This is a genomic window from Paenibacillus campinasensis (assembly GCF_002272015.1).
Lineage (GTDB): Bacteria > Bacillota > Bacilli > Paenibacillales > Paenibacillaceae > Paenibacillus_AQ > Paenibacillus_AQ campinasensis.
This window is the reverse complement of record NZ_NPBY01000021.1, coordinates 189,188-212,417: the sequence shown is the minus strand read 5'-3', so window position 1 is coordinate 212,417 and position 23,230 is coordinate 189,188. Positions and strand designations below refer to the sequence as shown.

15 protein-coding genes are annotated in these 23,230 nt (G+C 54.2%); 5 read left to right on the top strand and 10 right to left on the bottom strand.

Annotation, left to right across the window (positions count from 1 at the left end; translation table 11 throughout):
- Nucleotides 1-74: 74 nt before the first annotated feature.
- The 4 genes from CHH67_RS07080 to CHH67_RS07065 all read right to left on the bottom strand — a co-directional run bounded on the left by CHH67_RS07080 (nucleotide 75) and on the right by CHH67_RS07065 (nucleotide 3,997).
- Nucleotides 75-929, bottom strand: a complete 855-nt coding sequence (locus CHH67_RS07080; RefSeq protein WP_095264394.1) for an RnfABCDGE type electron transport complex subunit D — start codon at nucleotides 927-929, stop codon at nucleotides 75-77.
- Between the two features lie 96 nt (nucleotides 930-1,025).
- Nucleotides 1,026-1,808 (bottom strand): RnfABCDGE type electron transport complex subunit D, encoded by a 783-nt coding sequence (locus tag CHH67_RS07075; RefSeq protein ID WP_244908117.1) that lies wholly within the window; start codon nucleotides 1,806-1,808, stop codon nucleotides 1,026-1,028.
- A 216-nt stretch (nucleotides 1,809-2,024) separates the two neighbouring features.
- Nucleotides 2,025-3,044 carry a Gfo/Idh/MocA family protein gene (locus CHH67_RS07070; protein ID WP_095264392.1) on the bottom strand — a complete coding sequence of 340 codons (1,020 nt, stop codon included), beginning with the start codon at nucleotides 3,042-3,044 and terminating at the stop codon, nucleotides 2,025-2,027.
- A gap of 182 nt (nucleotides 3,045-3,226) precedes the next feature.
- Nucleotides 3,227-3,997 carry a sugar phosphate isomerase/epimerase family protein gene (locus CHH67_RS07065; RefSeq protein WP_095264390.1) on the bottom strand — a complete coding sequence of 257 codons (771 nt, stop codon included), beginning with the start codon at nucleotides 3,995-3,997 and terminating at the stop codon, nucleotides 3,227-3,229.
- A 137-nt stretch (nucleotides 3,998-4,134) separates the two neighbouring features.
- On the opposite strand from CHH67_RS07065, the gene CHH67_RS07060 reads away from it, so the two are divergent.
- Nucleotides 4,135-5,004 carry a helix-turn-helix domain-containing protein gene (locus tag CHH67_RS07060; protein ID WP_179292073.1) on the top strand — a complete coding sequence of 290 codons (870 nt, stop codon included), beginning with the start codon at nucleotides 4,135-4,137 and terminating at the stop codon, nucleotides 5,002-5,004.
- A 161-nt stretch (nucleotides 5,005-5,165) separates the two neighbouring features.
- On the opposite strand, the gene CHH67_RS07055 is transcribed toward CHH67_RS07060, so the two are convergent.
- From CHH67_RS07055 to CHH67_RS07035, 5 genes are all read right to left on the bottom strand, one after another.
- Nucleotides 5,166-6,038 carry a carbohydrate ABC transporter permease gene (locus tag CHH67_RS07055; RefSeq protein WP_095264388.1) on the bottom strand — a complete coding sequence of 291 codons (873 nt, stop codon included), beginning with the start codon at nucleotides 6,036-6,038 and terminating at the stop codon, nucleotides 5,166-5,168.
- A gap of 18 nt (nucleotides 6,039-6,056) precedes the next feature.
- Entirely contained in the window at nucleotides 6,057-6,932 is an 876-nt protein-coding gene (locus CHH67_RS07050) for a carbohydrate ABC transporter permease (RefSeq protein WP_095264386.1), read from the bottom strand.
- 44 nt (nucleotides 6,933-6,976) lie between these two features.
- Entirely contained in the window at nucleotides 6,977-8,305 is a 1,329-nt protein-coding gene (locus CHH67_RS07045) for an extracellular solute-binding protein (RefSeq protein WP_095264383.1), read from the bottom strand.
- Between the two features lie 95 nt (nucleotides 8,306-8,400).
- Complete coding sequence (locus CHH67_RS07040) at nucleotides 8,401-9,969, bottom strand: response regulator transcription factor (RefSeq protein ID WP_095264381.1); 1,569 nt, start codon at nucleotides 9,967-9,969, stop codon at nucleotides 8,401-8,403.
- Entirely contained in the window at nucleotides 9,966-11,777 is a 1,812-nt protein-coding gene (locus CHH67_RS07035) for a cache domain-containing sensor histidine kinase (protein ID WP_095264379.1), read from the bottom strand. Before CHH67_RS07035 ends, CHH67_RS07040 begins: the two co-directional genes overlap by 4 nt.
- A gap of 563 nt (nucleotides 11,778-12,340) precedes the next feature.
- Here CHH67_RS07035 and CHH67_RS07030 point away from each other — a divergent pair.
- From CHH67_RS07030 to CHH67_RS26150, 4 genes are all read left to right on the top strand, one after another.
- Nucleotides 12,341-13,963 carry an SWIM zinc finger family protein gene (locus CHH67_RS07030; RefSeq protein ID WP_095264377.1) on the top strand — a complete coding sequence of 541 codons (1,623 nt, stop codon included), beginning with the start codon at nucleotides 12,341-12,343 and terminating at the stop codon, nucleotides 13,961-13,963.
- Nucleotides 13,960-16,962 carry a DEAD/DEAH box helicase gene (locus CHH67_RS07025; protein WP_095264374.1) on the top strand — a complete coding sequence of 1,001 codons (3,003 nt, stop codon included), beginning with the start codon at nucleotides 13,960-13,962 and terminating at the stop codon, nucleotides 16,960-16,962. Before CHH67_RS07030 ends, CHH67_RS07025 begins: the two co-directional genes overlap by 4 nt.
- Before the next feature lie 388 nt (nucleotides 16,963-17,350).
- Nucleotides 17,351-19,216 carry a rhamnogalacturonan lyase gene (locus CHH67_RS07020; protein WP_483406829.1) on the top strand — a complete coding sequence of 622 codons (1,866 nt, stop codon included), beginning with the start codon at nucleotides 17,351-17,353 and terminating at the stop codon, nucleotides 19,214-19,216.
- 181 nt (nucleotides 19,217-19,397) lie between these two features.
- Nucleotides 19,398-19,544, top strand: a complete 147-nt coding sequence (locus CHH67_RS26150; RefSeq protein WP_179292072.1) for a hypothetical protein — start codon at nucleotides 19,398-19,400, stop codon at nucleotides 19,542-19,544.
- Between the two features lie 445 nt (nucleotides 19,545-19,989).
- Here the strand turns inward: CHH67_RS26150 and CHH67_RS07015 are convergent, their stop codons facing one another.
- Entirely contained in the window at nucleotides 19,990-23,094 is a 3,105-nt protein-coding gene (locus tag CHH67_RS07015; RefSeq protein WP_095264372.1) for a cellulose binding domain-containing protein, read from the bottom strand.
- Nucleotides 23,095-23,230 lie beyond the last annotated feature (136 nt).

Below are 23,230 nucleotides of genomic sequence, written 5' to 3'. Positions count from 1 at the left end.
GTTATTTATTTAGACAATAAAAAACCAAGCGATTCCCCTTGGTACAGGAAAATGCTTGGTCACCTGTCTCTTGCTCACTTGGTTGGTGCAGACGCTGGCTCCCCGTTTCGGTCGGCTTGACGCGCGATCCAATAACGATACGGGATAATGAAGAGCAAACTGATCGTAAACAATGCGTAGAACTGAGGGTTCGGCACGCGTTGAATCCGGAAGACAGCATCCATGAGCGCAACCAGAAATGCAAACAGAATACGGGCTCTTCGGGTAGTCGGAGTGGACTTCGGATCGGTCATCATAAAAAAGGCAAACAATTGTAGACCGGCCCCCATCAGAGGACCAAGCGCTGCGAACAGCGGAGCGCCAAACCATAAATGCCTTAACAATGCAAAAAGCGTGAAGCTGCCCAGGAAGGTGAGTACGGAATCCAAACGGTTCGCCATATAACACACTAGGATGCCAAGCAGCATGATCATCAGCATGACTTCAATTCCGTTCGTCCACTGCTTGGGCGTGCTTACGGCAAATTGGGGCAGCAACACAAGGACAATGACCATGGCCACGTTGTTCGGATTAAAAATATGGGCCCCTTTAAATCGCAGCGCATACTTTAGCGCAATCGAGATCACCGCTGTAACCGCATAGATCCACAGTACGTTGGAGCTTAGCAAAAGGCTCACACCAATACCGGTAATGATGCCGCTGAGCGGGAACGACCAGCTTCCCTTTTTCCAGCGAGACAAGAACAGCTCCGTCAAGGTTGTACAGGCAACCGAGATGAACACCGCTTCCCACCGTTGAAAGAACCCGAGGTAGACCTGTCCAAGGATCGCAAACAGAGACAGAAATATGAGGATGAAATACCTCGGGTCCAGTCTGTAGTCCTCCCAATGCACGACAGGTCGCAATTTCGTCCGAACTTCATTTTTCATGGGTAACCTCCCAGCCAGAATTGTTTTCTTCTTCATTATTGTGAATAGAAAGGCTCGAAGGCTCGTGGAAAATGTGGATGATTTGGGTGTTATTCGTCATCCATGCGATGGACCGCGAAGCTTCCACAGACGAAGCGGCACTCCCATCAGCAAGGTGACCAGAAAAGCGGCATAGAACAGGGAATGATTGACCTCAGCTACTCGCAATATGGCGTCAGCCATAGCGATGAACAGGCCAAAGGTGATACGACTACTTCGGCTTTCGGGGGTGGTTCTGGGATCTGTAATCATGAAGAAGGTAAATAACTGAAACGCAGCTCCCAGCATCGGGCCAAAGGAAAAAAAGAACGGCTCGCCAAGCCCCCAATGACGCAGTGCTGCAAACAGGGCAAATCCCGTTGCAAACGAAAGGACCGTGTCGATCCGTTTGGCCTTGTAGGCAGCCAGGAATCCGAACAGCAATATAATCACCATGACCTCCATGCCGTTCGTCCATTGTTTAGGGGTACTGACCGCATATTGCGGGAGAAAAAACAGCATGAGGACCATGGCCACATTGTTCGGATTAAACACATGGCGATTGCCGATTCGTACTGCATGCTTGATCGTTATAGCCAAAACGGAGGTTAGAACATAAGGCCAAGTAAGATGAGAGCTTAACAGCAAACCGATGCCAAGCCCGGTAATCAGAGCGCTTAAAGGAAATTTCCATGTCCGATGCTTCAAGCCTACAATCATAAATTCCAGCAGGACTGCTGTGACAACGGAGGCTATAATGTCCCTCCATCCTTGAAAGAAACCCAGATAGAACTGGCCGGCGAGTGTAAAACTCATTAAAAACAGCAGTATGAACATCCGCGGATCATTCAGCATTCTCATGAAATTACCTTCTCCTTTATCGTGGAATGCCTATAACTTAACGCGGATCCCGCTTCCTCGCTCGGCGAATATTGCCCTTTTACACACGTAAAAATACGGGACTCGGCTATCTCCCTTACCAGGAAACGCCTCGTCTGCAGCCAAACCTAAACAAAAATGACCCCTGAGGATGAAGACTTCAGAGGTCACTTTATATTTATTCGATCATATTCCTTATTACAGCTTGACGACCTTGCCGTTCGCCTGGGATTCGAATGCGCCCAGAATTACGTTCAGGGAGCGCAGTCCTTCTTCACCGGAGATTCTTGGAGGCGTGTTGGTCACGATGCAATCAACGAACTCATCAATGACACCGCTTGGTACTTGCTTCTCGTTCGTTGCCATCGCGCCGACTTTGTAGGTTTCCACAGTACCGTTGGTCAGCTCCACGATAACCTCGTCGCCTTCCACTGTACCGATCTTCATAACGCCATGCTCACACCAGAGAACCGTACCGTTGTCGCCGCCGCGGTAGTGCGTCCAGCTCGCCATCAGCGTGCCGACAGCGCCGCTCTTCATGCGAACGATGCAGGTTGCGTTGTCGTCCACATCGGTTCCTTCTTTATGAACGGTGCCGATGAAGCCTGCCACCTCGACGATCTCGTCGTTTAGAAGATAGCGGATAAAGTCGGATTTATGCACACCAAGGTCACCCATCGCGCCCATGATCGCTTCATCCTTGCGGAAGAACCAGCTGTCGCGTCCGTCCACGCTCCATCCTTCCGGACCGCCATGGCCGAAGGAAGTACGGAAGATCAGAACTTTACCGAGCCGGCCGGAATCGAGAATTTCCTTCGCTTTCACATGCGGAGGCATGAGGCGCTGATTGTGGCCAACCATCAGGAACACATTGTTCTTGCGGGCAGCTTCGATCATTTGCTCGCCTTCTTCTGTCGTTGCAGCCATTGGCTTCTCTACCAGCACATGCAGCCCGGCATTTGCCGCAGCAATTGTCATCGGCGCATGCAGATAGTTCGGTGTACATACGCTAACCGCATCCAGCTTCTCGTTCTTCAGAAGCTCCTCATAGTCGGCATAAGCCTTGCCGCCATACTGTGCAGCCATCTCTTCAGCACGTGCAATAACCGGATCGGCAAAAGCGACCAATTCAACATTTTCATTTGCTGCATATTCAGGAATATGTCTGCGCTGGGCAATAGCACCACAGCCGAATACTGCTACTCTTACTTTGCTCATGAATCAATCTTCCTTTCCGATTAAAGGTTCGTTTGTTTAATTAAGCGCGGACATGCTGTCCAGGGGCCTAGCATGATGATCCCGCTTGGTCAGGCAGCTTCCTGAACCAAAGGGATCATGCTGCTAAGCGGTTAGATGAGACAACAGGTACACATCAAGCACTGATCGTGGTCCCTGAACCATTAAAATTGGTTCAGGTAGTTCTGTTTCAGCCAGTTCATGCTGTTCTCAACACTTTGAAGCGGCGGGTTCTGACATACATCCTGCTCCACGATAAGCCATTCCGTGCCTGCGTCAGAAGCAGCCTGGATAACGCCTGGAAGGTTAACAGAACCTTGACCAAGCTCCAGCGTCTTCATGCTGCCATCAGCTTCCTTGCTGAAATCTTTCAGGTGAAGGAGCGGCAGACGGCCAGTATACTTGGAGATGTACTCCAGCGGATCCTGTCCGGCAAATTGTACCCAGCATACGTCCATTTCCACTTGCACGGCATCCGGCGTTGTGGCTGAATACATCGCGTCGAACACAAACTCATCTTCTACCTTGGCTTCGAATTCAAAGTCATGGTTATGATAACCGAAGATCAGTCCCTGCTCGCGAGCCAATTCACCCACTTCCTGAAGGTACGGGAACAAGCGCTTCCAATCTTCAACCCCGCGCTCCTCCGGAGCCACATACGGACACATCATGTATTTAGCGCCGATGGTCTTCAGATAATCGATTTCCTTCTGAGCGTCCTCGCGAAGCAAATGCAGACCTACATGGCTGCCGATCGCTTTCAGACCGAGTTCTTGAAGAAGCGTTTTCATTTCTTCTGCGGGAATGTCGCCGTATCCTGCAAACTCTACGCCTTCATATCCGAGCTCGGCTACCTTGCGCAGTGTTCCGCGGAAATCCTTCGCTGTTTCATCGCGCAGCGTGTACAGCTGCAGACCAATGTTCATTCTTCTCATCTATTACGCACCTCAATTCAAAAAATGAGTAACTGCTCTATCTGCTACTATCATACATGCATATAGGCTAAAATGAACATAAACAATATGATTGCAACATGAACTATTTGCTCATATTTTTACTGGAGGTAATTTCCATGTTGGATGCAAGGCTGCTGATCTGTGATTACTCCTACCATTTTCAGCAATTCAGCAACAGTCATCGGGGCGGCCTGACGACCTATCTGTTCCGTCTCCAAACCGAGGGCGCCTGCGAAATCTATTGCAACGGAACGGTTCACCAGGTACAGGGCGGCGACCTGCTGCTTCTGCAGCCTGGGGATGAATATGAACTGCGAGTCAAGGACGACGCCCAGGACGGTCGGGTGTCCAGCGGAGATTATTATTTATTCTGCGACGGGGAATGGATCGATGAGTGGTGGGGGCGCATGAACCGCCCTGTCGTCAGCCATGTCGGTCTGGACGATCATCTGCTGGGGTTGTGGCGGCAAATGCTGCTGGAGAAGCGCCGGGGACTTGAGGAGGAGAACAGCGAGCTGGCCGGCTATTTACTGCGCAGTCTCTGCCTTTGTCTGGACCGGACGATTATGGAGACCAAGCCGGCAGACCGCCTTGCTTTCACCGCCCTGCGGCTGAAGCGGTTCGTGGAGGAGCATGCAACGGTAACGTTCAAGCTGGAGGAAGCCGCCGCTTCAGTCGGCCTCAGCCAGTCTCGGGCCGCGAAGTTGTTCCGGGAATACTATGGCAAAACGATGATCCAATATGCGCTGGAGATCAGGCTGAATGCCGCGATAGAACGGATGAAATACAGCACCATGACGCTTGAGGAAATCGCGGAAACCTGCGGTTTTGCCAGTTACTCCTACTTCCACCGCGTATTTCGGGCCAATTACGGCATGTCGCCAATGAAGTTCCGGGAAACAGCCGCCGTACCGGACACCTTTCCCGACTGGGATGATCACCTGATTACGGGCAGGCAGAGCTCGGACAGCACAAGGCCGCAATAACAGAATTGTCATGCTCCCCGCGGATAAAACGACTATATTAATGAAATAAACAAAAGCAGCAGGAGCAGGCCTTCATCAGGCCCTGCTCCTGCTGCGAGGGAATTCGTTCATGTGTTAAATGGTTTATAAGCTTGGTCATTCATATGCTTCATTACGATCGCTTAGCCCTTGATCGATCCGGCCACCATGCCCTTCATGATCTGCTCCTGCAGGATCAGATACGCTACGATCGTCGGAATGACCGCAATGGCCATCGCGCTCATCGTGAGGCTGTAGTCGGTGCCGAAGCCGTCCGAGAACAGGGACAGGCTCAGCGGCAGCGTCTTCAGGGACTGCGTATTGATGAAGACGAGTGCAAACGAGAAGTCGTTCCAGAACCTGAGGAACGCCAGGATCGAGACGGTGGCCACAATCGGCAGGCAGAGCGGAAGGATCATTCTGCCGAAGATCCCCCACCAGCCGCTGCCGTCAATCATGGCCGCCTCTTCAATTTCCCTTGGGATGGAAGACATGTAAGCCATCCCGAGAAAGATTGCGATCGGCAGCTCAATCGCCGTGTAAGGCAGAATTAACGCGCCATAGGTGTCCAGCAACCCGATTTTGTTCATCATGATGAATAGCGGAACCAAGGTGCTGTGAATCGGAATCAGCAATCCGACGGTGAAGAGCATCACGATGACTTTTTTGAGACGAAACTGAAATCGGGATAACGCATAGGCTGCAAGCAAGCTGAATATGATGGTCAGCACCATCGCAGCCAGCGTCACGATGGTCGAATTTAGCATCGCTCTTCCCATATTTCCGAGCTCCCAAGCCCGGAAAATATTGTCCGTCATCCACTCGGTCGGCAGACCGTAAGGATTGGAGAAGAAATCCTGATTGGTCTTGAACGCGCTGGAGAAAAGCCAGTACAAGGGATAGAGCGTAACCACTGCATAGACGAACAGCAACAGCTTTCCGAAGCCGGACAGTCCCTTAAGCAGCGTCTTCTTGCTGAAACCGGAATTTCCGGAACCGGTCGTTAATGAACTCATATCGCTCCCTCCTTCATGTTAGCTGGGCTTTCTGCGCGTGATGATATAGTTCAAGCCGATCAGCAATGCGCTGATCACCATAATCATGGTGGAGACGGCCGAGCCGAAACCGTAACGGTACACCGCAAAGGTGCTGTTATACATGTAGGTGGCCAGCAGCTCCGTAGAGCGGGCCGGTCCGCCGCCGGTCATGATCATGACATGGTCGAATGCTTTCAGGCTTCCCGAGATACAGAGAATGATGGTTACCACCACCGTGCCCCAGATCATCGGCAACGTAATGCTCTTCAGCTTGTTCCATCCGGCAGAGCCGTCGATTTTCGCCGCATCATGAATCTCGGGTGAGATGTTCTGCAGGGCGGCGATGAAGATGACCATATACGGGCCGATGTTGGCCCAGTTGATCGGAATCGAAATCGCCAGCATGTTCACCTTCGGATCGGACAACCAGGCCCGGGTCCAGGATTCCAGTCCGAGCAGCTCCAGCACGTAGTTGGCGATGCCAAACTGCGGATGGTAGATGTAGCCCCAGATCAGACCGACAACTACGGTGGACAGCACCATCGGCATGAACACAGCCGACCGGATGAAGCGTGTAAAGAACGAATTTTTAGACAACAGGATGGCCAGGATTAGGGCAACCGGAACTTGGCCGATGATCGATGACACGACCAGAATCAGGTTGTTTCGGAGCGCCCGCCAGAAGACCGGGTCCTTTAACATTTCCGTATAGTTGTCAAGCCCGATAAAGGTGGCGTCCCCGAAGCCCTTCCAGCTAAAAAATCCGTAGTATGCCGACCAAAAGACCGGTACAATGACAAATGTCAGAAAAATCAGAAGCGCGGGAAGCAGCGCTATCGCTATAAATCCTTTGCTTCGCATGGCTGTAGGCATGGCAGCCTCCTTCCTAATCCTCGTGCGTGATCATCCAAGATGTCTTATGGAGTAGCCGATCTGGCCTGCGCGTCCTGAAGCCGCTGTGCGACTTCCTCGACAGAGCCGCCCATCATAATCTCCTGCAGACCGTTGTTGATCACCTCAGCCGCTTCCGCAGACAGATAAGCATCATACACCGGCGTAATTCCGCTTGATTTCACCAGATTAAAGGCTTTGTAGTACAGAGGCGTAACTTTGGATTCGTCAATCTCGGTGTCGTACATTACCATGGAGTTGCTCTCTGCGATCGCCTTCTGCGCTTCCGGACCACTCATCGTGTAGATCAGTTCCAGCGCCAGTTCTTTCGCTTTGCCTTCGGTTCTGCTGCTGAGGGCCATGCCGCCGCCTGCGCCGCCCGTAATCGTATTGGCTTCCCCTCTGCCTTCCGGAATCGCCGGAACTACAGTAACTTCAATATCCTTCATTTGCTCTTCCGTAGCTGATGCAGCGAGGTTTGTCAATGTCCACGCACCGCTGATCATCATCGCTGCATTGCCCTGGATGAAGTATTGCTCAGCCTGCGTATTGTCGATGCTGTTTGCACCTTCCTGGAAGGCATTGTTGTCTACCAGCTGTTTGAAGTAACCCAGCGCTTCGATAAACTCAGGATCAGTAAATTTCGCCCCTTGCTGTGCAACAGCATTGACGAACCAGTCAGTTCCGGTTACCCGGTCTGCAATGGCGCCAATAATGGTCGATTGAGCTACCCAAGGCGCTTTGTTGCCAAGTGCAATCGGCGTTACGCCGTTATCATTAAAGGTGTTAATGGCTGTCATCAGCTCATCCCACGTTGTCGGTACCTCTACGTTATGCTGTTCGAACAACGCTTTGTTGTAGAACAACATCGAGGTTGCGGACATCGCAATCGGAGCGGAATAGAATTGACCTTCTTCGAATTCATACGGGTCAAACGCTCCATCCAGGAAGCTGTCTCTCCATTCCGGATGCGCATCCAGAATTTCCGTAATCGGCTGAATCAGGTTTGCTTGATGAAATTCGGCAGACTGACTTCCCGCGTATACAAGAAATACGTCCGGCATTTCATTAGCGGCTGCCACGGTGCTCAGGCGTTGACGGTAACCGTCGGTTGGAATCGCCTGCGCATCCAGCGTTACCTCTGGGTGCTCTGCGGCAAATTGGTCGATAAAACTTCTAACTGTTTGGGCCCGAAGATCGTCACCCGCAAAGTTGTGCCAGACCGTCAGCTTTACCTTTTCCTCGCTAGTTGAGCTTCCGCTGCCTGTCTGATTGCTGCTCTGCCCGCCTCCGCAGGCTGCAAGAATCAGTGTCATTATCAGCAGTACAAGACCTATTTTCCGTTGTGGTCTCATGGTCAATCCCCCTTTTTTTTAGTCGATTGCAGTTAATGTCTAGCTGATTAGTCCAAGTATATAAGAGCCTGCACCCGCTACACAGGGGATATAATTCAGTCGATAGAGGGACAAAATTCAGAACTTGTCCGATATTCGGAAGGTGTCTGACCTGTAAACTTCTTGAATAAGCGGTTGAAATACTTGATATCCTCGTAACCGACATCGTTGGCGATTTCGCTCACTTTGGCTGGCGTTTCCTTCAGCAATATCATCGCCTTGCGCAGTTTGGCCTGGGTCACAAATTCGATGTAATTCTGCCCGGTCTCCTTCTTGAACATCTCACTAAAATAGTTCGGATTCATATGAACATGCCGTGCAACCTGCTGCAAGGACAGGCTTAACCCCAAGTGCTCGTGGATATACTCCACCGCCCGCTGCACGGGGCTCGTAGCTGCCGACATCTCGCCATACTGCTTCATGATCCGCTCCAGGGCCTGAAATAGCAGTTCATCCGGACGGCTGTTCAGCTCGCGAATATTCAGCGCGTCCTGCTGCTGCAGCGGCTTGGTGTAGCCGATCGAGGCAGCCGCGCGCTCCAGCCAGCGCTGGGCAGCGACAAGCAGTGAGTTCAGATAGGCTTCCGCTGAGCCGGGCGTCGCCTCCTTGCTGCTTCGGATACGCTCAAACAGCTCGGCCACCCATGCCTCGAGTCTGGCCCGACTGCCTGAGCGCAGCAGGGACGACAGCTCGGATTCTTCCTCTACGCTGCATACGGTCCGTATGCCCTTTCGTTTTCCGATATCCGCATAGCGAATGCTTTGCTCCCCGCCAAGCAGCCACATGTACGAGCTGGCCTGCACCGCCGTATCCAAGGCTCGCGGAAGCTCCCCAAGACGGCTTACCGACTCACCGCTGGCCGATATGATCTGATAGCCGGTGCTCGGCTGCACCTTGCGGATGGCCGCGTCCATTCTGCTCAGCGCACCGGGCTCTTCAACCCGCGTCAACACGAGCAGCATGCCGCTCCACTCCAGCCATGCACAAGGCACCGATTCAGCCAGACAGCCTCCGATCAACCCCAGCAAGTCCCCGCCGGGGCTGCCGTCTCCACTGTGCTCCGGCAGGCGTATCGACAGCATCCATACCTGGAGCTGTCCCTGTCCCTCATCCATGCGCAGATCAGGGAACCGCTCCTTGAACTCCTCCTGAGCCTGTTCATCAGGGGACACGCCGGATGCGAGCAGTCGCCGCAGAAAGCCGCGATTCACCACCATCTCCTGCGCTTTGCCCTGCGCCTGGCTCTGACGCCGCTTCTCCAGCCGGTCCTTCACCTTCAGAGCAGCCTGGACGATTTCTCCAGGGCGGCTCGTCTTCAGCAGATAATCGCGCACCCCTTCGCGCATCGCCTGCTGGGCATACGTAAATTCGTCAAAACCGGAGATGACAATGATCTCGATCCCCGGAAATTGCTGTTTCACCTCATGAGCCATATCCAGGCCGCTGATTCCCGTCATCCGAATATCCGTAAAAATAATGTCCGGCATTTCATCCGGGATACGCTGAAGCGCCTCCTCGGCCGAGGCAGCCGGCGGCAGCATCGTGAAGCCGTAATCCGACCACTTGATCACCGTGCTCAGACCATTGCGTATAATGACCTCGTCATCGACAATCAACACCTTCATTGCCCATCGCCTCCCTCGTCTATGAGTTCTCGTCCGCCATTCCCTTGAATCTCCGCGGAAATGGTGAACGCAATTCGGGTCCCAACACCTTCCGTGCTGTCCACATGCAGCCCTGCGTTTTTGCCATAGTGAAGCATCAGTCTTCGGTGCACATTGCGCAGGCCGTAGCTGCGGCGCACCCCTCGCTCCTTCGCGTCCTGAACCGGCGGCTCTGCGAGCCCTTCTCGCAGCCATCTCAGTCGCTCGGGACTCATCCCGATGCCGTTGTCCTCTACCACGTAACGGATAAGATCGCCGCTCTCCTTCTCGACACGGATCACAATCGTTCCTTCACCGTCCCGTTTCAAGATGCCATGCAGCATCGCATTCTCCACCAGCGGCTGCAGCAGAAGCTTCAGCATCCTCCGGTCAAGCAGCTGCTCATCCACATGAGCCTCGAACCGGAATTTATCCGGATAGCGGATCGACTGAATGTTGACATAATGGCGCACATGCATAATCTCCTGCTGAATGGTGCAATATTCCTGACCGCTGTTGAGACTGAAGCGCAAGAAATCGCTGAGCGACCCGACCATCTCGGCAATCTTCACATCCTGATTCATCAAGGCCAGCCAGTGAATGGAGGAAAGCGTGTTGTAGAGAAAATGCGGATTGATCTGCACCTGCAGCGCATGCATGTCTGCCTCCTTCTTCAGCGATTCGTTCAGCTTCACTTCATCGGTCAGCTTCACAATCCGCGAACTGAGCCGATTGTAGCTAATGATCAGCTGGCCTACCTCGTCCACCGTCTTGACCGGCAGCACGGGCAGCGGCTCTTCCGGGCTGGAATTCTTCAGGAACCGGGCCAGCACGGTTAGCGGATTCGTAATCTTCTGAATCAGGAACAGCACCAGGATGATAACCAGCAGCACGGCCACCGTCACCGCAACTGCCGTTAAATTCAGAAAATACTGGTTCTGTGAGCGATACTCCTGGGTCGGAATGATCCCGACCAGCATCCAGCCTACGCTTGGCATTTTTTTGTACAGCACCGTCTTCTTCCCGGCACCCTCGCCATAATCAAAATTGCCGCTTGTCCCGTGAAACTCGCCCATGGATGGATAATAGTCAGCCAGCGTCAGATTCGTCTCCAGCTCCGGCGGGCCGGCGATAATGCGCTGATTCTCATCCACCAGCACGACAAAGCCTGTCTGCTCCAGCGCCGCTTGCCGAACATGGGTCGCAATCACGTTCTGATCGAGGTTGATCTGCAAATTGCCAATCGGCCTGTACTTGTCCGTGCTGCGAATCGGCCTTGCCAGCGTAATTACCTTCCTTACGCCCTCGGAAGTCCATTGCCTGTGCACGACCGACCACCACTTGGCATGCTCCTCATAATAGCCAGGCTCTTCCTGCGCAATATCCGTGAACTCCGACCGCACAAGGGTCCGAAAGGAAATCGAATCCTTATCATCCAGCGGCTCCACAATAATGTTGGCGATATAGTCTTTGGAGAAGGCCAGATTCGTTAGAAAGTTAAAAATCGCCGTCTGCTGGATGTAATTGCTCTGACTGCTCCTGAGATATGACTGCACTTCCTTGTGACCGATTAAGAATACCGATATATTCTCGGCATCTTTCACCGTTGTACCCAAGTACGCCTCCAGTTGGCGCAAGGTGTTCATTCCTGAAATTTTGGCCTTTTCCTCCGTGAAGCTCTCCGCCATTCGAAAAGAAAAAATGCCCAGAAACAGCAACGGAACCAAAGTTGCAATAATAATCAGCAGGGAAAGCTTGTGCTTGAGAGACTTGCCGAACCATTGCCGCATATTCCCACCTCATCGCTAGACCCTGCAAGAAAGGGTATGTGATATTACCTAACATTGAATGCGTTTCCCTGAATAAAATACGACATTTTTTTCGATTTTGTGTCAGATTTACTCCTATCTTAGAGGATACTTAAGTCTTAAGTAAATGGTAATAAAGTCTTATACATTAAAATTTATGCAGAACATAAATGCGAAAGACTGGTAGAATCGCTAACTTTTCGACGTCATTTCTAAGCGGACGGGTGAGGGTAACTCTTCATAAATATGAAAGCTCCTACGAAAGCTGCCGGTGACAAGCTGTAATCAAAATGAAAGAAGTGAAATCTGGAGATTCCATTTCAAAGTCAAGACAAACGAGGAATCGATGTTAAGACCATCCAACATCACGTTCAGTGTGATTATTCATACCATTCAAATCAAGCTGTTCTCTCCTTATAAATAGAAAGAATAGCGCAGCTTGTCCATCCCCTCTGTTAAAACCTGCTTCACCATGTTCCTTCGACTTATCGAATATGGTAGATTTAATGGATACCCAGAACTTTTTTTGCGCGGGGGACGACCTTATGAATTCAATACCGACAATAGATGACGCACAGTGGCAGCAGCTTATTCAGAGCACTGCGGAGCACTTCAGCGATGTGACGATCAAGCAGGGCTTCCAGTATTTCAAGCTGGGGCGAGTCCGTTCGACCGACACCGGAGAGGATGGCGTCATTGACGCCGAGGTTCAGGGGAAGGAACTCTATCGTGTTCGTCTGAACTGGAACTCCCTGGAAGATAGCGAATGCAGCTGCCCTGTCAGCAAGGACTGCAAGCATATTGTGGCCGTGATGATGGCGTATGCCCAGGCGCTGGGGCGCTCGGTGCACGCTTTGGCCAATGCGCACGCTGCCGGGTTTCGGTCTGCGGTTTATGCCGGGCAGGCGGCGGAAGAGCAGCGTCTGCGACAGGCCGAGTCGGTCAACTGGCGGGAGAAGGCCGAACAATTGGCAGAGCAGCCGATCAGCGCCTGGTACGAGCTGTTTGAGCTGTGCACCGCCTCGCTCGGGGCCAATGCCAACAATTCCTTTTACGTTAAAAATGCGCTCTCCTCCCTCCATCACATCAAACCGCCGCTGCCAGCGGCGTTGGATCCGCTGTATGAGCTTAACGCTCATCTCTTTGTCCTTGGAAAGCTGCTGAAGCAGCCGAACGCCTGGGCTTCCTCTGGAACCTATCTCGGCTATCATACCCACATAGCTGCTGACCAGCTGCTGCGGGTAATCGGACAGATTATGGCAGGCGGGCTTGCGGCGGCTGAAGCGGAAGCCTATCGACCACGGCTTGATGAAACCTTGAACCGCATTCGGCAGCATATGCTGGTGGAGCCGCGAAACCGCAAATATTATGCCCACACCTATATCCAGTTCTGGCTGCATTGGAAGCGGCCGCTTCACCCGGAGCCTGCCGCCTATGAGGACGAGCTGCGGCATCTGCAGGCCGCTGAAGCGGAACTGGGCACAGCCTTGTCGAAGACGCACTGGCTGATCGCGCAGGGGCTGATGCACTTCTATTTAAACCGGGATGACGAGGCGTTGGCAGCCATGGAGGAAACCCGTCACCAGGGTGATCTGCCGGCAGGCCCTATCCTTCATTTCTTCCAGGTTCTCTATAATGAGGCACAGTGGGAGCGTCTCAAGCGATGGCTGATCCGGCTCGGACCGATGCTGGAGAGCAACATCACCGATCATATGCGCGGCTACCATGCCTACTGGCAGGCGGTCGTGGAGCAGTCGCCAGACGCGCTCGGGGATATGTGGGATACCCTTCGCAAGATGCTCCCTTACTCGATGGACATCTATCAGGAGGCCCTGATTTACTACGAGGAATGGAGGCTGTGGATCGATTTGCAGCTAAGCCTGAAGAAAGAGCCGCTGCAGTTTCGGGTCAGCGAGCTTCAGCCGATCGAGAAGAACGCCCCTGAACTCCTGCTGCCCTTCTATCATCAGGCTGTCGAGCGCTATATCCTTCACAAGAACCGGGACGGCTACAAAGCGGCCGTCAAGCTGCTGAAGCGGCTGGCCAAGCTGTATAAACGACTGAAGCGGCAGGAGCGGTGGGACCTGTTCATCACAGGGCTATCGGTCCGTCACAGCCGTCTTCGGGCATTTCAGGAAGAGCTGCGGAGAGGAAAGCTGTTATCATGAGCCATTACACAGATACGATGAAAATCCATGTCGCTTTGACCGAATACGGCGATGCGCTGATCTACGGCTCCACCAGCATGCGCAGCACGCTGCCGGGCATGGAGCTGAAGCACCTACTGTTCGCATGGCATGAGGAATCACTGTACGGGACTGAACTGGCGGTCGAGGCCGTTGACGAGGTCGAGGTGATCATCCTGCCGGCAGAGCAGGTCGTTTCGTTCTTTGCAGAGCTCCGGCTGCTGGAGCATATCGAGTGGACTTGGGATGAGGAAACCGCCATGTTCATGAAGCTGGCGGCCCGATTTGCAGCTTGGATCGAAGCGCAGAACTATGTGCCGAGCCTTGACGCTTTCCGGCAAGGCAAGCTGAGCTGGACCTGGGATGAACGGGCACTGGAGCCCGACGAACGCGAGATGATTAAGCTGTTGGCAGACAGCCCTTACTACAAAGAAGGACTCGAAGCGGCCTTCTCGGCTGCGGTGGATCGGCTGCGTTATACCGACGAAGCGGCTGAAGCCGATCTGCGCCGGGAATACCCGCTGCTATTTGCCGCCGACCGGTCCGCGGCAGATGGCATGGATCAGCATGCCTGGCTGATCCATATCGGATGGCGGCCGGATACGGCACCGTTTCGCCCGCTGCTTCAGCTGCTGGAGCCGGACGAGGAGGCGCACGATTGGCGGCTCTTGCTTATGCTCCAGGACAAACAGGATGCCGGGCAGCTGATCCCGATCGGCCTCAAGGATGGCGGCTCGGCACTTGGCTCGTGGCCCGAAGCATGGGACACTCACATCCATGAGCGTGCCGCTGCCTGGCTCACAGGCCTGCGCGCAGCGCTCCCGGCGGACATGCTGGTCGAGGGCGGGAGCTTCCTCGGCCAGCCTTTGTCCGATGAACAGGCATGGCGGTTTCTGACCGAGGTCAGCCATCGCCTGCTGCAGACAGGCTGGCAGGTGCTGCTCCCAGCCTGGTGGGAGGCAGCGCGCCGGAAACAGCCGAAGCTGCGGGCCAAGCTGCGCGCCGGCGAAGGGGGAGAAGGCGCGCAAGGCGGCCGTTCGATGTTCGGGCTCGATTCGCTGATCAGCTTCGATTGGCGTATCGCCATCGGTGAGACGAGCCTGACCGAGGCCGAGTTCAAGGAGCTTGTAGCCCGGGGCGAGCGGCTCGTCCGCTTCCGGAACGAGTGGATTCCGCTTGATCCGGCGCTCGTCGCCCAAATCCGGCAGATGATGGACGGCATGAACCGGGAAGACGGATTGTCCTTCCAGGATATTCTGCAGCTGCATCTGCTGGAGTCCGAGGGGGAGCGCAAGTACTCCGGCGCGCCGGCGCGGAAGGATGATCCGGAGAAGCAGCTGCAAACGCCGGAACGGGTGAAGCTCGCCGTCGAGCTGAACGAGCATTTCGCCAAGCTGCTCGGCCAGCTGGTCAGGCAGAAGGAATGGCCAAGCGTTCCTGTCCCCGACGAGCTTAAGGCCACGCTGCGCACCTATCAGCAGGAGGGCTTCTCCTGGCTTGCCTTCATGCGCCGTTACGGCCTTGGCGCCTGTCTGGCAGACGATATGGGTCTCGGCAAAACTGTCCAGTTTATCGCGTACCTGCTGCATGTCAAAGCGTGGGCGGTCCGGCCGAACGAGGTACGCCTGCCGTCCCTTCTTATCTGCCCGACCTCGGTGCTGGGCAACTGGCAGAAGGAGCTGGAACGGTTTGCGCCTTCCCTCAGGGTGGTGCTGCATTACGGCAGCAGACGCAAAACCGACGAGGCGTTTTTCAGAGAGGCACACGATGCGGATATCGTGCTCACCTCGTATGCAACGGCCGCCCTGGATCAAGAGATGTTAAGAGAGATGAAATGGGAAACGATCGGCATCGACGAAGCACAAAATATTAAAAATGCGGAAACCCGGCAGTCCATAGCCGTGCGCAGCCTCCGGGCCAGACACCGCGTGGCACTGACGGGCACGCCGATCGAGAATCGGCTATCGGAGCTGTGGTCCATCTACGACTTCATCAATCCTGGCTATCTCGGCAGCCTGCGAGGATTTAGCAGCCGATTCATCCAGGCGATCGAGAAAGACCAGGACGAGCAGCGCATGGCCGATCTGCAAATGCTCATCAAGCCGTTCATGCTTCGGCGCAAGAAGAAAGACCCGGCCATCCAGCTCGATCTTCCGGAGAAAAACGAGATGAAAACCTACATTCATCTGACTGCCGAGCAGAGCGCGCTGTACGACCAGACCGTACAGGAGCTGCTCCAGCGGATGGAGCAGCTGGAGGGAATCGAGCGCAAGGGCGCGATACTCGCAGCGCTTACGCAATTCAAGCAGCTCTGCGATCACCCGATCCTGCTGACGAAGGAGCCTTTGCCGGAGCTGCCCGCGTCAGCCAGACGATCCGGCAGCGAAGAGATGGGTGGCCCCCTGATCGACACCGAGGCAGTCGTCAGACGCTCGGCCAAGCTGGAGCGGCTGCTGGCCATGGTGAAGGAGCTGCGTGAAGAAGGCGACCGCTGCCTCATCTTCACGCAGTACATCGGCATGGGCGAGATGATACAGCGAGTGCTGCAGCAGGAGCTTCAGGAGCCCGTGCTCTATCTGAACGGCAGCACGCCGAAGCGAACGCGCGACCGAATGATTGAGCAGTTCCAATCCCGCTCCCTGCCGCCGGAAGCACAGCCGAATGTGATGATTCTCTCGATCAAGGCAGGCGGTGTCGGCCTGAATCTGACCGCGGCCAACCACGTGTTCCATTTCGATCGCTGGTGGAACCCTGCGGTGGAGAATCAGGCGACCGACCGCGCATACCGGATGGGACAGACCAAGGATGTTCAGGTCTACAAATTCATCTCCATGGGGACGCTGGAAGAGCGCATAGACGAGATGCTGGAAAGCAAGCAGCAGCTCAGCGATCAGATTATTTCCAGCGGCGAAGGCTGGATTACCGAGCTGTCCACCGATGAGCTTAAGGACCTGTTCACGCTGCGCCGGGACTGGGCATAATAAGAATCCTGGATTCCCGTCCTCCCTGCGGGGTACAGATCTCATGGGACATGTTGCAGCACGTCTATAGCAGGTGGTTCCGTGAATCTGGATAGGAAAATAGAAAGAAGCACTGAAGGGTCATTTATTCATGATTCTCCAGCGCTTCTTTTTTTGAGCAAAGATTACACTCAGCATCGACATTTTTATAGGAAATAATAGTAAAATATTACATTATGATGTAATCTATAGATGTGGTAATGCCTTGCTGTGTGGAAGACGGGTCTGCCCTCAGCGGTGTCCATCCGCCGTTCTCCAGCGGGCATAAATAAGCCCAGAAGGGAGATGACAACCTATCGCAAAAAAAGCATCATCAATATCATTTTATTGAAAAAGGAGGTTTCTCATGATGTTTAGTAAGCGGTTACATCATTTCTGGCGAGTGATGCTGGGGCTGGTTGTTGTTGTATCCACGATCGGGTCGGTGTTTCTCCCGGTGTCCACAGCGTCGGCTGCACCCAGACAGGCGGAGAACATTAGCCGCGGCCTGGTAGCGGTGAAGGTAAGCAGCGGCGTGTTCATCAGCTGGCGGCTGCTTGGGACGGAGCAGCTCTCGACTTCCTTCAATGTATATCGGAACGGAACTAAAGTGAACGCCGCCCCGATTACGAACAGCACGAACCTGCTGGATACTGCGGGCACGACTTCTTCCACTTATACGGTCCGGGCCGTCGTCGGCGGCGTGGAGCAGCCGGCCTCCCCCGCCGTCCGCGTGTGGGCAAACAACTACCTGGATGTCCCGATCCAGGCGCCTCCCGGCGGGAGAACACCGGATGGGGTGAACTATACCTACAGCGCCAATGATGCCAGCATCGGAGACCTAGATGGCGATGGGGAATACGAGATCGTGCTCAAATGGGACCCTACGAACTCCAAGGACAATTCCCAAGGCGGCTATACGGGCAATGTTTACCTGGATGCCTACAAGCTTAATGGCACGCGGCTGTGGCGAATCGACCTGGGTCGAAACATTCGGGCCGGCGCGCATTACACACAGTTTCTCGTTTATGATTTTGACGGAGACGGGAAGGCGGAGATCGTCTGCAAGACGGCGGACGGCACCGTTGACGGCACGGGCATCACCATCGGCAATGCCAATGCCGATCATCGCAACGCGAATGGTTATGTGCTCTCCGGGCCCGAGTTCCTTACCGTCTTCTCCGGTCAGACAGGCAAAGCCTTAACGACCATCGACTATGTTCCGCCAAGAGGAAATGTATCCAGTTGGGGCGACAATTACGGCAACCGTGTGGACCGCTTCCTGGCCGGAGTAGCTTATCTTGATGGCGTCCACCCCAGCATCATTATGGCACGCGGGTATTATACCCGGACCGTTGTTGTTGCCTATGACTGGAATGGCCGCGCACTGACCCGAAGATGGACATTTGACAGCAACAGCTCCACCAATCCCGGAACAGCCGGACAAGGCAACCACAGCTTAAGCGTCGCCGATGTCGACGGGGATGGCAAGGACGAAATCATCTACGGCGCTCTGACCATCAACGACAACGGGGCCACACTGTACAACACCAGACTCGGGCATGGCGATGCGCTGCATGTAGGAGATTTCAATCCAAACCGGCCTGGACTTGAAGTATTCAAAGTTATGGAGGATGCCAATGCACCTTACGGTGCTGCTGTATGGGATGCCGCTACCGGGCAGATTCTGTGGGGGGTGCGTACCGGCAGGGACACCGGCCGGGGTATGGCCGCGGATATTGACCCGAACCATCCAGGGGTAGAGGTATGGGCCAGCGGCGGCGTCGGGCTGTATTCCATTACAGGCACCAAAATCAGCAATAACACGCCTTCGATAAACTTTGGCATCTGGTGGGACGGCGATCTGTCCCGAGAGCTGCTGGACGATATTCGGATCGACAAGTGGAATTACAACAACAACACCATGTACAATCTGCTAACCGGCTCTGGCGTCGCCTCCAACAATGGCACCAAAGCCACGCCAACGCTGCAGGCCGATCTGATCGGCGATTGGCGCGAGGAGGTCATCTGGAGAAAATCCGACAACACCGCGCTTCGCATCTACACAACTACCGATCTGACCAATCATAAGATATACACGCTGATGCATGATCCGGTATACCGGCTGAGCATCGCCTGGCAGAACGTCGCCTACAACCAGCCTCCTCATACAGGCTTCTTCCTGGGGAACGGTATGGGGCCGGTTACGAAACCGGATATCTATGTCGTTCCATAAGAACATGGAGTGATAAAGCCGGAGCATGATAAATCCATGCTCCGGTTTCTTTTGGGGGGACTCCAACTTCTTCTCCTCTGTCCGTGTTATAACTATCGAGCAGAATACCGGTTCCATTAGCATTGGAACTCATGGGACCGAGGCTGTCTGCGGATATCTACCACTACCAGGAGGGATGCTTGTGCTTACCATCATTCTCATTCTTCAGCTTATTATTATTGGATATCTATTCGTGATCAACGATAAGCTTCCTAAGCGAGATTTTGTGAAAGAAGCGCTGGATCGGGACCAGAAGCTTCGACAGCAAAGGGAAAACAGCCAGCGTTAACAGGATAACTGAGGCCCTGAGAAAGCTGCTTGTTCCGCCGCTCTCCCCGCCTCGCACCTGTTTGGAGAATTACAAACGCAGCTGCAAGGTAAACCTGGGATCGTCAATTGAAACGCTGCCTACGGCATGCTCGGTAACACCCATAACCCCTTCGGTTCCATATGGGTACAATAACAGATGTAATGACGAGCAACCAGCGGCAACAATGCGCTCGATACCGAAACACGACAGGGCTTATATAACCGATGAACGCCGCCGAATTAACGGCCACGCCGCCAGGCGCCGAGCCGGAAAGAAGAGTCGGAACCCTCCATATAAACAAAGAGGAAGCGCTGTATAGACAGCGCCTTCTCTTATCACAGCATTATAAATGACTGGCCATAATGCTCATCATTTCCTACCGCGAGATTCCTCGCCGCTCGCCTCGTAGCGTGGACGTATACTCTTACGGCTCTAGGCCCCAGTTCAGCTCTCCGTTAACGTACCCAGTGATGTTCAACGCTTCGTCATATATGTTTGAGCCGCGGCTGAAGGAATAATCATCGCTCTGATTATAATTGCTCCAATCTTCCTTGGAAATGCGAATATTCAGGTCGATCGTCTGTCCCGGCGCCAGTGTCCCTGCAGCCTCGGCAAACCCGATCTCCGCATAATAATCGGCTCCATCGACCGGCTCCGGCATTCTGACAAAGCGGGCGGTCACATTCTCGCTGCCCACCTGGGTCCAGTCGCAGAACAGGTTCTGCTTCTTATCACCGTCGACTGTGTAATAATAACGGAGCGTAACATCTTTCAAGGCAAGCTCCTCAGTTCCTGTGTTGGATAGCCTGATTCGCGGATTGATCGTGTTGGTCACAGGCTGCTGCGTCCCGCTCACTGCTTCGATCCGCAAGCTGCCTGCCGGCGTCTGGGTGGTATCTACAACCCTGATGTGAAGCTCGGCATCAGCCCCCGCGCTAAAGCGGAAGGTTATCCGCAGATCCCCTGCTGGCTGTGCCGCCAAGAACGATTGAAGGATCGTTACCTCCGCCCCGGAAATGGTATAATCTTCTCCTTCCCTTAATGTATCCGTCCCCTTATAGAGACCGGCAATCGTGTTGCCGTTCAGCCTCAATGCAACCAAAATGTCGCCCCGACGCTCCGGACTGAGATCGAAGGTGGCCGAAGTTGGTGAAATCGAGGCATCTTGTCCTGGTTCTTGCGGCTCTTGTGGCTCCTCAGGTTCCTCGGGTTCTTGGGGTGTCACCATCGTATCCCCATAGACGATCCCATAGCCGTTAGTTCCGATATAGACGCGGCCATAAATACGAGGGTCGCCGGTAATGGCCGTATTCGTGGAAGCGTATTGATGCTGGTCGTCGTTGATGCGAACCCAGTTTGCGCCGCCGTCGTCGGAACGGAAGAAGCCGCGCACGCCGCCAATCTTGCCGCTTGTATACAGCGCCATAACATCCCGGCCTGGAGCGGCCTTGCCGAATCCGATCACGCTCGCGTCCTCGACGTTCGTCAGCTTCGTGAAGGAAGCTCCGGCATCGCTGGAGTGCCAAATGCCGGAATTGTCGCCTCGGCTGGCAATCCAGACGTCCCCTTCCCGGCCTGGCATCGCTTTGAGATCGAGATCTCCGTTCTCAGGCAGCCCTGCAGCGGCCGTCTTCGCAAATGTAGCACCACCGTCACGGCTCACATAGAAGTCCCCGCCGGCCAATGCATAAAACAGATTGGAGTTAACGCGATCGGAGGCGACCAACGCGCCTGCCGGCACACCGCTGCTGGCGCTCCAGGAATTGCCACCCCTCGAGTAATGCACCCCGACATCGGAGGTGCTCCATACGAGGTTGTCACCGTGGGCGGATAAGGCGATCTTGCCGCCGCCGGAGGTGCCCGCCGGTTCACCGGCGGAGTACCAATTCCCGCCGCCGTCGCGGGAGAAGCCAATCGCTCTCGCGTTCGGATTCTCAGAACGGTTCACCATGCCCACGCGGACGATAAAGCCCGGATCGAGCTCGGCGTAGTCCATATCCGAAGTCTCCCCCGGATTCGTAAACATTTTTGCTGGCGCTTGGTTAAGATTGTCATGACGGAAACCGGTCACGTCAAGCAAGCCGCTAAGCAGATGAGCGCCCGATGGCGGGCTGATCAAGGCGGTCACCGAGGTTTCCTCAATTCCCTCGGCCATCACTTTCAAATCGATTTTGCCGCCCCGGTCCCATTCCGTTAAATTATCGGTCCCATAGATGGTTGCCCCAGTACCGTACATCATGCGGTCCGAATTGAACGGATCAATCTCCAGATCGCCAATCATCCAGCCGAGCTTCGGCGTCACTTCCGGTGGTATCGGAGAGTTGCCGAAGTCAAGCCATGGTGCAGCAGAAATGTCTTGCGTATAACGGAGAGTTCGGCCTGGGTAACCGTCCCAGTCCCAAATGCGGCTCCAGGTCGAACCGCCATCGGTACTGCGGAAAATAATCGCATCCGGCCACCAAGAGTTAAGCGATGCCACCATCACCGTCCCTGGATTCTGGACATCAACAGCCAGCCCACCGTAGCCGAAATAGTTATCGCTGCTGCTGCTTGGAACAGGGCTGATATCGATCCATTCTCCAGTGGACGTATTCAGCTTCCACACTTCGCCGCTCGTTCCATCATACGGCCCAACGCCATCGCTGTATGAAATGTATAGAAAACCGTCCGAAGAAAGCACACCATGGTGGGGCAAGTAACCGGATGGCTGTCCAGGTACCGCCTCCCAGGTTACCCCTCCATCCACGGATCTGTATACGCTTTCATTTAGGTCAGCAACTCCGACATAAATCGTTTGCGTTGCTTGCCCCGACGAACCTGTCCGAGGATCAAAGGTGATCCAGGCCAAACCGACAATATCGCTTTGATATTCATTGTCCGGATTTTCTACATACGTGCCCAGATTCGGGAAACTGCTTACTTGGTTCCAGGTCGCCCCATAGTCCGTGCTCTTCCACAATCCGTTTCCGCTGCGGGCGCCGAAATACAGAACGCTGTTCTTGTTCGGATCGATCGCCAAGCGCTCGCCCATTGACCGGCCAGGCATATTGCCTCCGACTTTAAAGGGCAGCTCCGTCTCCTCCCAGGTCTCGCCACGGTCCGTGGAGCGCAGGATGCTTCCGTTGAGAGGATCCCAACTGTTCGTATATGTGCCCACCGCCAGATAGAGCCGATCCGGATCCACAGGGTCCGTTGCCAGCGCATCGACGCCGCTCTTGCTCCAGTTATCCGCACCTACCCAGGCGAGAAGCTGTTTCCAAGTACGAGTGTCCTGATCCCAGCGGTAAGCGCCCCCGATGTCCGTTCGGGTGTAGATGAGGTTCGGCTCACTGGTGTTGAATACGATGCCTGGAATAAAGCCGCCGCCTCCACCGGTTTTCACCTGCTTCCATTCATAGGGCTCACTGACTACCGGCTCGCTGGCTGCCGCCAGAGACGATGACGTAAAGCCGGGATACGAAGTTCCCCCGAGCATAATCGCAATCGCTAGCACGAACAGCCTTTTGAACCGTTTTTTACTTTTACCCATAAGATAACCTCCCTACTATGATATCCAGCTATCACATGCAGTCTCGGTCATTCTAGCAAACAGCACGATGCAGGTTCTTGTTATAGTTACATCCCTCTTGCAGGTCTTGTTATATTTGCATCCCTCCTTGGCCGAT